16 protein-coding genes are annotated in these 11,376 nt (G+C 40.4%); all 16 read right to left on the bottom strand.

What is annotated here, in order from left to right; all coding sequences use genetic code 11:
* Positions 1–618, bottom strand: a 618-nt coding sequence (locus tag QZ565_RS04950; RefSeq protein ID WP_295526386.1) for an HI_0552 family protein, incomplete at its 3' end; no start/stop codon positions are given.
* 50 nt (positions 619–668) lie between these two features.
* Positions 669–1,658, bottom strand: coding sequence for an RNA-binding cell elongation regulator Jag/EloR (jag, locus tag QZ565_RS04945; RefSeq protein WP_295526383.1), 990 nt, complete (start codon positions 1,656–1,658; stop codon positions 669–671).
* 17 nt (positions 1,659–1,675) lie between these two features.
* Positions 1,676–2,500: a membrane protein insertase YidC gene (locus tag QZ565_RS04940; RefSeq protein WP_295526380.1), complete on the bottom strand. Its 825-nt coding sequence runs from the start codon at positions 2,498–2,500 to the stop codon at positions 1,676–1,678.
* Positions 2,475–2,846: a ribonuclease P protein component gene (gene rnpA / locus QZ565_RS04935; RefSeq protein WP_000739245.1), complete on the bottom strand. Its 372-nt coding sequence runs from the start codon at positions 2,844–2,846 to the stop codon at positions 2,475–2,477. The genes QZ565_RS04940 and rnpA overlap by 26 nt, the downstream gene beginning before the upstream one ends.
* Before the next feature lie 149 nt (positions 2,847–2,995).
* Positions 2,996–4,186 carry an acetate kinase gene (locus QZ565_RS04930; protein ID WP_084923198.1) on the bottom strand — a complete coding sequence of 397 codons (1,191 nt, stop codon included), beginning with the start codon at positions 4,184–4,186 and terminating at the stop codon, positions 2,996–2,998.
* 50 nt (positions 4,187–4,236) lie between these two features.
* A complete protein-coding gene (locus QZ565_RS04925; protein WP_295526371.1) occupies positions 4,237–5,190 on the bottom strand; it encodes a class I SAM-dependent methyltransferase in 954 nt (317 codons plus the stop codon).
* Positions 5,191–5,250: 60 nt separating this feature from the next.
* A complete protein-coding gene (locus QZ565_RS04920; RefSeq protein ID WP_295526368.1) occupies positions 5,251–5,838 on the bottom strand; it encodes a class I SAM-dependent methyltransferase in 588 nt (195 codons plus the stop codon).
* A 32-nt stretch (positions 5,839–5,870) separates the two neighbouring features.
* Entirely contained in the window at positions 5,871–6,284 is a 414-nt protein-coding gene (gene comGG / locus QZ565_RS04915; protein WP_000265657.1) for a competence type IV pilus minor pilin ComGG, read from the bottom strand.
* Positions 6,262–6,723 carry a competence type IV pilus minor pilin ComGF gene (gene comGF, locus QZ565_RS04910; RefSeq protein WP_023947956.1) on the bottom strand — a complete coding sequence of 154 codons (462 nt, stop codon included), beginning with the start codon at positions 6,721–6,723 and terminating at the stop codon, positions 6,262–6,264. Before comGF ends, comGG begins: the two co-directional genes overlap by 23 nt.
* Complete coding sequence (gene comGE / locus QZ565_RS04905) at positions 6,686–6,988, bottom strand: competence type IV pilus minor pilin ComGE (RefSeq protein ID WP_023947958.1); 303 nt, start codon at positions 6,986–6,988, stop codon at positions 6,686–6,688. Before comGE ends, comGF begins: the two co-directional genes overlap by 38 nt.
* Positions 6,951–7,385: a competence type IV pilus minor pilin ComGD gene (gene comGD / locus QZ565_RS04900; protein WP_295526353.1), complete on the bottom strand. Its 435-nt coding sequence runs from the start codon at positions 7,383–7,385 to the stop codon at positions 6,951–6,953. The genes comGE and comGD overlap by 38 nt, the downstream gene beginning before the upstream one ends.
* A complete protein-coding gene (gene comGC, locus QZ565_RS04895; RefSeq protein ID WP_295526350.1) occupies positions 7,348–7,671 on the bottom strand; it encodes a competence type IV pilus major pilin ComGC in 324 nt (107 codons plus the stop codon). Before comGC ends, comGD begins: the two co-directional genes overlap by 38 nt.
* 1 nt (position 7,672) lies before the next feature.
* A complete protein-coding gene (comGB, locus tag QZ565_RS04890) occupies positions 7,673–8,689 on the bottom strand; it encodes a competence type IV pilus assembly protein ComGB (RefSeq protein ID WP_295526389.1) in 1,017 nt (338 codons plus the stop codon).
* Entirely contained in the window at positions 8,637–9,578 is a 942-nt protein-coding gene (comGA, locus tag QZ565_RS04885) for a competence type IV pilus ATPase ComGA (protein ID WP_295526347.1), read from the bottom strand. The genes comGB and comGA overlap by 53 nt, the downstream gene beginning before the upstream one ends.
* Before the next feature lie 77 nt (positions 9,579–9,655).
* Positions 9,656–10,021 (bottom strand): DUF1033 family protein, encoded by a 366-nt coding sequence (locus tag QZ565_RS04880; RefSeq protein WP_033679580.1) that lies wholly within the window; start codon positions 10,019–10,021, stop codon positions 9,656–9,658.
* A gap of 150 nt (positions 10,022–10,171) precedes the next feature.
* Positions 10,172–11,230, bottom strand: a complete 1,059-nt coding sequence (locus QZ565_RS04875) for a zinc-dependent alcohol dehydrogenase family protein (protein ID WP_004262493.1) — start codon at positions 11,228–11,230, stop codon at positions 10,172–10,174.
* Positions 11,231–11,376 lie beyond the last annotated feature (146 nt).

The following is an 11,376-nucleotide window of genomic DNA, read 5'->3' as shown; positions in this document are numbered from 1 at the left end:
TCTAGTCGCCTGATAGTAGGGAAGTAAGCGCTCATAAGCTTCATCTAATTTTTCTAAAATCACTTCTAATGATTGATTTTCAATAAAAGAAACATCTGCTTTAACTAACACTTTTCGGATTTCTTGACTTCCTACCTTCTCGACTAAAACCTGACGATTTTCTTCGTTCGCCTCCCACCGTTGACTTTGACCATCGGAGTAGACTAGATAATAAACACCTTCAACGGTTGGAACTTTTAAAACTTTGGCCTGCTTGCCTAGAGTTCGCTCATCTTTCTTACGCTCGATGAAACTAACTTCTAGGGAGACACCAAAATCAGAAGAGCTTCCATACAAACGAAGAGCCAACATAGGTTCTGTCACTTTCCCCTCACGCTGTATATAAGCCCAGAAGTGTGGTCGCAAGCGCTGGGCCTGATTCATCCACTGGCTAATCTGCTGGAGTTGCCATTCTGGACGACTTGCTTGAAATGCTTTAGCCAATTCTGTAAAGGCCTTTCGAGCCTCTTGGCCTTTGTGGCGCAATTCCAGCATTTTCTCTCGTTCTTCCCCAGCTTTATCTGGATTACGGTACTGGATCCCTGCAAAGTCTAGATAGTCTCTTATCTTATTCAACATACGCTTAACCTCTTCTAACTAGCAAAAAATCAGGAGAACCCTGATTTTACTTATTCTGTATCTACGACAACATAACGATTTGGCTCATCACCCTCAGAGTAACTAGTCACGCCATCAATACGTGAAATAATACGATGGATGATCTTGCGTTCGCTATTTGACATAGGATCTGTTTGATGGCTGCGACCTTCTTCTAAAACACGAGTCGCCAATTTTTGAGCATAAGTCTGCAAGACTTCTGCACGGTGTTCAACATAATCATTGACATTGATTGTGATGTAGAAGGTTCTTGAATAGCGGTTATAAAGATAATTTTGAGCCAACAGTTGCAAGGCCTTCAAGACTTTACCATGGTAACCGATAATACGACCTGGTTCATTGGTATCAATTTGTAAGTTGATGCTACGACGGTTATATTCATTTGAAATCGTCGCCTCAACGTCCATATCATCAATGATCGTTTGAACATAAGTCGTTACTTCCGTAGCCACTTGTTCAATATCAAAGCTTGGTTCCACCTTTAAGCCCAAATCTTCTAATTCTTGACTTTCAGTTTGTTCAGCTTGAGTCTCAACAATAGGAGTTTCTACTTCTTCACCGAAACCAGCTTCTTCAAGTTGTAATTCATTTAGAATCTCAATATGTCCAGTTTCTTCTAAAATGGTGTTAGCATGTTTTTCATTTTTCAAAATTTCAGCCTTGACTTCATCAGAAACCCCTTGGCCTTCCTCTTCAATCTTTTTAATTGCTTCTACCACATGCCCCAAATCAACGGTTGCTTCACTGACCGTTTTGACTGGTTCATTTTGTTCATTAATTTCTTTAGGAACGCCCTTTACAGCTTGTTGATTGGCTTTAATGACAGTTGTTTCACTAATAGCTTCAATGTCAACTTGAGCTGGTTTTTTACCAAATAAACCAAGAAATCCATTTTTTTCACGAGAAATGACTTTAATGTGAGCCTTCATTCTTGGAATATCTAATTCTTTCAATCCTTTCTGGATTGCTTCTTCAACAGTTGAACCTGTAAATACTACCATTACCAGATTCCTCCTTATTATTTCGTTTTCTGAGCCTTTTTCTTGGCTTTTCTTTTTCTATTTTCCAAATCTTTCTGTGCCTGAGCTACCGCCTCTCGCTCTGCGATAATCTTGAATGGATTGTTCAAGAAATAGGTTTGCAGGACTTGATAAGCATTGGACACTGTCCAATATAGGGCGACTCCACCTGGCGCATAAACTGCAAAGATAAAAATCAAGACTGGAATCCCGTACATCATCGCAGTCGTAGCTCCATTACGCTCAGACAAGGCTTTATTGGATAACCAAGTACTTAAAAAGGTGAACACTGCTGCTAAAATCGGAAGCACAAGTGTCCTATCCACACCACCAAGGTTAATCCATAAGAAATGACCTGTCTTCAAAAAGTCAACTCTTGATAGGGCTTGGAACAAGGCCAAGATAAGCGGCATCTGAATCAAAATCGGCCAAAGAGAATCTGACTGTCTGACACCCATTTCTTTAAAGACTTTACGCATTTCCTGCTCTAGCTTGGTTCTGCTTTCCATATCTCGACCCGGATATTGTTCTCGAAGCGCCTTAATGCGTGGTTGAGCTTCCTGCATTTTTCTAGACGCTACCATTTGCACTTGAAAGACTGGCAAGAGTACTGTACGAATCAAGATTGTAAAGAGAATAATCCCCACTCCGATACTAATATCAAATGATAAAAAGCGAATGACTTCTGCAAAGAAGTAAACCAATTTACTCCAAAAATCAGTCGAATCTGCCGTAATATCACTAGTTGTCCCATTTGTCGCACAAGCTGTCATGATAAATAGAGATAGACCTAGCAAACTAGTCAACTGTAGTTTCTTTTTCACTCCCATTTCCTTCCTGGTAAATCTTTGATAATTTTAATACGTGGAGTAGATTTTTCTCCATCTCTGCGTATCCCAAGGTTTCGACCCCTTTTCGAGCAATGACAACAAAGTCGACATCTTCTACCAGACTCCCTTTTGCATTCTGGATAATATGTCGGATTCGTCGCTTGATTTGATTTCTAGTGACGGCATTCCCAAGTTTTTTGCTAACTGATAGACCTACTCGAAAATGGTTTTTCTGGTTTTCTAGTTGGTAGACAACAAATTTGCGATTAGCAAAACTTGTCCCCTCCTTGAAAATCGCCTTAAAATCTTTCTCTCTTTTTACACGAAAGTTTTTCTTCAAAACTCAACTCCATCTATTAAATTACTACTATTATACCATATTTTTCAAAAAAGCCAATCATAGCAAGGTTTTGGACATTTCCATCAGAAAAAGAAGCTGGAAAAATCTCTTTCCCAACTCCTTGTACTGAATATTTTTTCTGATTTTAGTTATTTTTTCAAGCGTTCAACGTCACGGGCAATGACCAATTCTTCATCTGTTGGAATAACCAAAACACGAATTTTCGCTGCCTCTGTTGAAATGTCTCCTGTCACACCAAAGACGTTCTTTTCTGGGTCAACATCACAGCCAAACCAAGAAATCCCTGAGATAACATCTTCACGTACGTTTGCAGCATTTTCACCGATACCCGCAGTAAAGATAATAGCATCTGCTCCATTTAGGACTGCAAGGTATTGACCGATATGTTTTTGGATACGGTCAACATACATTTCATAGGCTAAAGTGGCATCGTGGTCCCCTTCTTCCATAGCAGCAATCACATCACGCATATCACTAGATTTACCTGAAACCCCCATTAGTCCTGATTCACGATTAAGAACGTGACTAATGTCTTCAGGCGTGTTAAAGTCCTCTGTATATTGCATTAAGTAAGGAATGATAGCTGGGTCAATATCTCCTGTACGAGTTCCCATCATCACACCACCAAGTGGAGTGAATCCCATTGAAGTATCAACAGATTGACCGCCATTAACTGCTGTAATAGAAGCACCATTACCGATGTGGCAAGTAATCAATTTCAAGTCCTCTAATGGACGGCCCAAGAGTTTTGCAGCTTCTCCTGCTACAAACTGGTGACTTGTACCGTGGGCACCATATTTACGAACCTTGTTTTCTGTGTAATATTTTGTTGGTAGAGGGTAGCGATAAGCTTTCTCTGGCATAGTTGTGTGGAATGAAGTATCAAAAACAACTACACTGGTAATGTCTGGCAACAATTCCTTGAAGGCGCGAACACCTGCTGCATTAGCTGGATTGTGGAGAGGAGCCAACAAACTCAACTCTTCAACTTTTTCTAAAACATCCCCTTCAACAACTGTTGATTCTTTGAAATATTCTCCACCTGCAACAACACGGTGTCCAACACCTGTAATCTCATCATAAGCCTTGATAATATCGAAACGAATCAAGTCATCCAATAAGATTTTAACGGCTTGTGTATGATTTTCAATATCCAAAATTTGTTGTTCAGAACGACCATCAAATTTTACAGTTGAAATTGAATCTTTCAAGCCGATACGTTCAATTAAACCTTTAGCAAGAACTTTTTCCTCTGGCATTTGATAAAGTTGCCATTTCAAACTTGAACTTCCCGCATTGATTGCAATTGTTTTTGTCATAACATGATACCCCTTTTTAAGCGTTTTCATCTATTATAACAAAATCTATTTTATATTTCAGTACCTTGAGTCCATTTTTGAAAATTTTCTTTAAATTTCATTAAAACACTTGCATCTTGCAAGCTAGAAAGTGGATAAATAAAAGGCTCCACTGCTATTTCACTTTTCTTCTGTAAGATAAAAATAGTCTTGGATTGTTTAGCATTAGCAAAGAGATTTTCAGGCAGACTAATCATGGCAGTCAGACTTGCCTCCTCTTTCAACCAGCCTTTCAACAAATCACTTTGAGGACTGGTCAACAAATCACTCGGAGCGAGAAAAATAGCGTATCCATCTGACTTGAGGTACTTAAGTCCTTGTTCCATGAGCAAGTGATGGGCGTAAGTATGTTCTTGACTAGAAGCAACTTGATGGCGCGACGCAACGGCGTCATCAGGATAATAGCCGACAGGCAAGTCGCTGATGACCACATCGCTTTCTTTGAGCATTTGTGGACGAACGGCATCTCCTTGGACAAAACCAGCCTGCAAACCAATTACATCTGCCATACTAGCCGCCAAATCAATCAGCAAATCATCCACTTCCATTCCCAAGTAATCCACCTTTTTATCAAGCGAGGTCAAGAAAGTAGCGCCCAAAATTCCCATCCCAGAACCCATTTCGAGGATCGTAATCTCCTTCTCTTTAAACAACTCTTCCACAATAAACACCAAAAGTAAAGCAATGGCATCTGGTGTAAATTGGTGATTGGCCTGCAAGGGTTCTGTTTGCCCAGCCTTCATCAAGAGGAACTGGTAGGTCTTGAGCCATTCTCCCTTGCGAAGCGCTAAACGCTTAAGGGCTTGATTGTTCTCTTTTACCTGATTTAGCTCAGTCTCACCATCCAGATAGATGCTGTTTTGCTCCACCAAGGCGTCATAAAAATTGGTCGCCAAATCACTTTGGATGACTTGGACATTCTCTAGTAAATACGTATAAGCTTGTTCAATTTTTTCAAAATCCATATTCCTATCTTATCAAATTTCCCTTCTTTTTTCCATCCTTATAGAAAAATCACTCCCTGACTAGGCGAGTGATTTTTGTGCTACTGTTAAAAAGAGTTCTGAGTAATTTCCTTGAAACAGGTCTTCAGCGCTATAGAGAATCTGACTATACACAGATGAAAAATCAAACTGGGCTAGCTTGTTTTCCAGTTCAACCAATTCAAATCCATGATGGTTAGCTTCCGCCTTGGTAAAATCAGCAATGAGGAGTTGTCCATCTTTCCTCAAATGTTGATGAAACAGTGAGAGAGCTGCATCCAAATCAGGCATATGATGAAGAACCCGACAAACAACAATGAGATCAATCTCTTGCTTCAAGGGACTTTTCAATAAATCTTGTTCCAAAAACTGGATATTCTTGATGTCTTGCTGTTCCGCTTTCAAACGAGCTTGCTCCAGCATTTTCTCAGAAATGTCTACAAGAGTGACTGACTTAGCCTGCTTGGCTAGGGGCAAGGTTAAGAGCCCCGTCCCACCACCAAAATCCAGAATTTCTTTGTCTGATAGAAGATCAAGCTGTTTCTCAATAGCTTGATAAACCAAGTTTGCTAGGAAGATATTTTTAGGTGAATCAAAAGTTTCTGCTTTGTGGTTAAAATCATGTTTCATATTTTTAGTTTAGCACAAAGTAGCTTGATTGGCTAGAAATTCTCTTTCTTTTCAACCTTCTCTTCTGATTTTTTCTTCTCTGCTTGATTACTTGAATCAGTCACTACCTTTTCCTTTTTATCCGTTTTCTCTTCTTTGATTTTGACGGAAGGAAAGATGAATTCATATTGGCTCTTAGGCGTACGAACCGTCGTCACCAAGCTTGTTTTCTTGTTTTGATAGCTTACCTGACCTAGGTTAAAGGCCTGTTCCCCACTTTCTTGCTCAACCTTATCTTTGGTTCGTTTAGCCATAGCAAAAGCAACCAATTTCTCTTTATTCAAAGTATAGTCTTGATAGTGGGCGACTTGTCGGTTCAAGTAAAATTGCAACAAAAGACTAAAGATGGCTGCCATGGTGACTGCATAGAGGAGAACTCCTGCCTTAACTTTTTGCTTTTTCCACACGATAGATGAACTCCCTTTCTAAGCCTTTTTGAAACTGGAAACGAAAACGAACCACTTGATTTTCCTCTGTAATCTGTGCTGATTTGAGTCCATAAACCATGGGCTGATAGCCTCGTCCACTGGCATCGGTTTTCCGAAAATCATCTGATTTTGACTTGCCTATTGCAATTTCCTTGCCATCCTGCTTCATATAAATGCGGTTGCCTTCCACTTTTTCGAACTGCGAACGATCTAATTCTGCCTCCAGCTGGTCCACAAACAAGAGCCACTCTTTTTGCTCGCTTTGTTGCTGGTAGCGAACTTCTGAAATGAGGAGCTGACTCATGGCTTGAAAGAGGAGTAAGCTTCCACTGATGACAATGAGTGCAATCAGGGATTCTAACAGGGTAAAAGCCTTGATCTTATGGCTCTTTGATAGCCAACAACTGTTCTGAGCCATAGTAGACCTCCAATCCCTTTTCACTAGAAAACACCTGAATCTCAACTCCGTTGATGTTTACCTGATTTTGACCTGTCTGCAGGGCCATCTTAGCTACACGCACAACTTCTTCTTTCTGCAAGATTCTTGCTTCTTCCTGCCTATTTTTCTGAATTTGGCCCAAAAGGAGGGTAGCAATACTGGCAAAGATTGCTAAAGCGACTACTGCTTCCAGTAAAATCACTGCCCTAATTTTTTGTTTCCTTAATGCGTTTAATTTTTCCATTTCCTAGATATAATTGATAACGAATCGCTCCTTTACTGGTCTGAAATTCAACCTTAGCTAGGGACGAATTGCCCCCAGCTCGGTCAAATGTAATACTTTGGCCTGATGGTGCCTGAATTCCTTTAGGAACTGTCAACTTTTGACTGTCATTACTGATCGTCTGCCCATCTAAGTTTAGACTAGTCTTTTGCTGACTAGCTACACTGCGTTTTTGGGTTTCCCGATAAAGTTCTTCAAACTCCATAAAGAAAATCTGCTCCTCTACCGCCGCAAAAGTGGACTGGACAGAGCCGGACAAGCCCAAGGCAAGGATACTCACAAGACCCAAAACCAAGAGACTTTCAAGCATGGTAAAGGCCTTAATCTGCAACCGTTTGACTTGTTTTTTGTTTTGCATGGTAGTCTTTATAAGCTTTGGCTTGCTCAGCTGTGATACGACCGTCCGCTTGTAATTTGCTGAGACTGGCGTCATCATTTTTATCCAAACGATAAAGTTCTGCCTGACTTTCCACCACCTTAACAACAGCAGCTTTTCCTTTGTCATTGACTGCTTCTTTTTGCTTGGTCAAATTAGGTACAAAGAGCAAGAGAAGCACACTGATGATGAGCAAGACCACCAACATTTCCACAAGTGTAAAAGCTTTAACCTTAGCTTTTTTCAAGAATGTCATCATTTTTTTCATTTTAAAAATTTACCTCCATATTTTGATACATGGGCATGAGCATTGCCGCGTAAAGTAAAACGATAATCAGAGCCACAAAGATAAAGACCAGTGGCTGTACTAAGTTCATGGTGCGGTTGACTCGGGTAAAAAAGGCTTCCCAAGTTTTTTCAGCATAGATTTCCAACTCACCACCCAGCTTGGACTTGACTTCTCCATACTCGATGATGAGACTCAACTCCTTCTTAAAGAAGGGATAGGTCGCTATGGTTTGGGAAAATTCCTGACCATTTTGTAGGGCTTGAGCCAAATCTCGACCGATTTCTTTAAAGAGTTGGGAACCTTGTTCCTGCATGATCTGAAAAATCTGCGTCAACTCCATTCCCTGCGAAATCATATTCCCCCACTCACGCGCATAATAGGCTGTCAAATAGGTCTGCACAAAGATTCCAAGAAAAGGAATGCGTGCTAGGATAGAAAAGACGCGCATCTTAGAACTTCTTTTATAAAAAGTTAGTGCTAAAAGGGTAAGTAGAGAAATCAACCCTACCATTCCTAGAAAGATTTGTGGCAGATTGCCGATAATTTGGGTGGCAATATTGCTACTATCCAGTTGTGGTAGTAGGTAGTTTCGCAGTCCCAGCATAATTAAGAGAAGAAAACCCAGCAAAATCAAAGGATAGGTCGCTACTTCAATTAATTTTTTCTTGACCTTGGCCAGATTGTCCAGATATTCTTCTATCTTTCCCAAACTCAGGTGGAGATTCCCATGAACTTCAGCTAGGGATAACTGAGTGACAATGGCACTGGAAAAACCCAAACTTTCCATCATTTCTGAGAATGATTTCCCCTGAGACAAGCCCGTGCGCATCTGGGTCACACACTGCTTGTCCAACAAAGCACTCCTATCTAAAAAAGAGATGGTCTCTACCAGATGAAAACCGCTGGAAAAGAGATTGTTAAACAAGGTAATCATATTTTTTTGCTTAGCTGTAGCTAATTTTTTCCGTTTCAGCCTGAAGACTTGTGATATGTCCATCTTTAAGAAGCTGGTCAATCTGCTTATTCCAGCTAGTTGGCTGGTGTTCTTGATAGTCTTTGTTTGCAAAGTCAACAATTCCTCCTCCCCCGATTAATCTCTGGTAGCAGACTCCTTGCAGAACGACTGCTAATTCCTCCTCACTCACACCCAACTCCAGCAGGCGTTCATAAACACCTCGAATACTCTTGGCATGGATGGTTGAAAAGACTGTTGCCCCTGTCAAACTAGCTCTAACTACTGCACGCGCCGTCTCGCTGTCTCGAATTTCTCCGATAATCAAAAGGTCAGGACGATGACGTAAGGAAAGCTTGATGAGATTTTCATAGGTTAGTCCGATTGCTTCATTTAGCTGCAACTGGAGCATGTCGTCCTGCTTGATTTCGACTGGATCTTCAATAGACATAACCTGTTGCCCCTTAAAAAGGGACTTAGCTAATTCATGCATCAGGGTTGTCTTGCCACTGCCGACTGGGCCAGCAAAGAGATAGAGGCCACGTTGCCTGTACTGCTTACCCAGTTCTCCAATATCCTGAAACCAAAAATGCAAATCCTGCTCCTCATCGTGCAATAAGCGAATAACTAAACTCTCATGCCCCCGATAATCGCCTACGGTAGATAAACGTAGGGACGCCATCTTCTGGTCATAGGCATAGTCGCAGGAGCCTAGCTGACTACGTCGCTTTTCTCCAACATTCATACCTGCCACAAACTTGAAATGACTGATGACGGCCGAAAATTTTTCAAAATCATAACAACCAATTTTACAGCGCTCGTCTCCTATTCTCATATGAAGCTCATAGGCGTCTAACTTAGGGACAAAATAAATATCCTGCGCTCCTTTTTTCCGGGCCGAACGAATGATTTCTTGTGCAATTTCTTGAACCATACTTACCTCCTCACCTATACTATTCGCAAAGATTTGGAAAAATAAAAAAAGCAACTCCAAAAAAAGTTACTTTTTCTCTATTTTAATTTCATACGGCAAGCACGGTGCCTCTCCTGACCAGTTTGTTTTTCATAGCCCGGACGTAATTTTTCATCTGGAATAACCTGCTCGTCCTGTAAAAGAGCCAAAGAATGGTATTGTTGTAAATACTCATCACATTCATCGCACCAGCGTTGGTCTTCTGGATCCCAAAAAATGGTCATCAAGTCGCTTCTACTTTTATAAAGAGGGGATTCTTGTTCCAATCTAAACCAGCAAGTCTTGTAGTATTTGAGAGCATCATAATACTGGTCAAATTTCTTACTTGCTACAATATCTTCTTCCCAACCTTCTAAGAACCACCACGGTTCAAAATCTCCGTACATTTCTATAACACGATACATATTCATTCATTCCTTTGTACCGTATATTATAACCAATTCCGCCAAACAAGGAAAGAAATATGCTCATTTCTTAATTTTCAGATAAAAATCCAGCCATCTGATGGATGACTGAATTTCTATTTGCTTATATGATAAAAAACTTTTTGTTTCTTAGGATTCTGAGATATCGTTTTCGATAATGACCTTAATGGCATGGTGATCTGCTGCCTTACCGAAGACTTCATAGGCTTTTTCAATTTCACTTAGTTTGAAATAATGAGTTACCAATTTTTCTGGTTCAATCTTATGACTTTCAAGTGCCTTCAACAATTGTGGAGTGGTATTTGTAGATACCAAACCAGTTGTTACATTGATGTTGCGAATCCAAAGCTTGTCCAAATCGAATTCGACTGGTTTACCATGTACACCACAGTTGGCAACCGTTCCGTCTACACCAATAATCTTTTGACAGAAATCAAATGTTGCAGGAATACCAACAGCTTCGATGGCAACGTCCACACCGCGGCCATCTGTCAAATCATAAATTTCTTTAATGGCTTTTTCAGGGTCTGAAGAATTAACCTTATGAGTCGCACCGAATGATAAAGCAGTTTCCAAGCGGTTATCGTCTAAGTCCACCATAATCAATTTAGCTGGTGAGTAGAATTGAGCTGTTAAAAGAGCAGCCAATCCAACTGGTCCTGAACCAATAATGGCTACGCTGCAACCAGGTTCTACTTTCCCTTTCAAGACACCAATTTCATATCCAGTAGGAAGAATGTCTGATAGCATAACCAAGGCTTCATCTGACAAGTCTTCTGGAGTGTGGTAAAGAGTGTTATCTGCATGAGGGACACGTAGATACTCCGCCTGCATACCATCAATCAAGTGACCGAAAATCCAGCCCCCTTCGTCTTCACAGTGGGCATAAATTCCTTTTTTACAGTAGTAGCATTTACCACAGGCACAGACACAAGAAATCAAGACCTTGTCGCCTTTTTTGAAGTTCGAAACTCCTTCCCCAACTTCTTCAACAATCCCAATACCTTCATGGCCAAGAATGGTACCACTTTGACAAGCAGGAACATCCCCTTTGATAATATGGAGGTCTGTTCCACAAATAGTGGTTTTTACGATACGCACAATAGCGTCTGTTGGCTTGCGAATAACTGGTTTGTCTACATCAACAAAAGAAGCAAGTCCTGGTTTAACATAAGTATAGGCTTTCATAAAGCACTCCTCCTTTTTTTATTTGTACTGTTTATAATATAATTGTAAGCCTTTTCATTTGTTCGTTCAAGTTTTTGTGATTTTTTTAACTTTTTTATTTACTGGTAAAGCAATATAGATAAAAAAGCAAAAGCTAGTCTGCTTTC

The sequence above is a fragment of the uncultured Streptococcus sp. genome, from assembly GCF_915066115.1.
Lineage (GTDB): Bacteria > Bacillota > Bacilli > Lactobacillales > Streptococcaceae > Streptococcus.
The sequence above is the reverse complement of the archived record's forward strand: the minus strand, read 5'-3'. Positions and strand labels throughout refer to the sequence as shown.

What these genes read in the sequence shown, in the direction of transcription:
- jag (WP_295526383.1), bottom strand. Translation starts at nt 1,658, where the DNA reads ATGGTAGTATTTACAGGTTCAACTGTTGAAGAAGCAATCCAGAAAGGA.
- QZ565_RS04930 (WP_084923198.1), bottom strand. Translation starts at nt 4,186, where the DNA reads ATGACAAAAACAATTGCAATCAATGCGGGAAGTTCAAGTTTGAAATGG.
- QZ565_RS04925 (WP_295526371.1), bottom strand. Translation starts at nt 5,190, where the DNA reads ATGGATTTTGAAAAAATTGAACAAGCTTATACGTATTTACTAGAGAAT.
- QZ565_RS04920 (WP_295526368.1), bottom strand. Translation starts at nt 5,838, where the DNA reads ATGAAACATGATTTTAACCACAAAGCAGAAACTTTTGATTCACCTAAA.
- comGF (WP_023947956.1), bottom strand. Translation starts at nt 6,723, where the DNA reads ATGGCTCAGAACAGTTGTTGGCTATCAAAGAGCCATAAGATCAAGGCT.
- comGE (WP_023947958.1), bottom strand. Translation starts at nt 6,988, where the DNA reads ATGGAAAAATTAAACGCATTAAGGAAACAAAAAATTAGGGCAGTGATT.
- comGD (WP_295526353.1), bottom strand. Translation starts at nt 7,385, where the DNA reads ATGCAAAACAAAAAACAAGTCAAACGGTTGCAGATTAAGGCCTTTACC.
- comGC (WP_295526350.1), bottom strand. Translation starts at nt 7,671, where the DNA reads ATGAAAAAAATGATGACATTCTTGAAAAAAGCTAAGGTTAAAGCTTTT.
- comGB (WP_295526389.1), bottom strand. Translation starts at nt 8,689, where the DNA reads ATGGACATATCACAAGTCTTCAGGCTGAAACGGAAAAAATTAGCTACA.
- comGA (WP_295526347.1), bottom strand. Translation starts at nt 9,578, where the DNA reads ATGGTTCAAGAAATTGCACAAGAAATCATTCGTTCGGCCCGGAAAAAA.
- QZ565_RS04880 (WP_033679580.1), bottom strand. Translation starts at nt 10,021, where the DNA reads ATGTATCGTGTTATAGAAATGTACGGAGATTTTGAACCGTGGTGGTTC.
- QZ565_RS04875 (WP_004262493.1), bottom strand. Translation starts at nt 11,230, where the DNA reads ATGAAAGCCTATACTTATGTTAAACCAGGACTTGCTTCTTTTGTTGAT.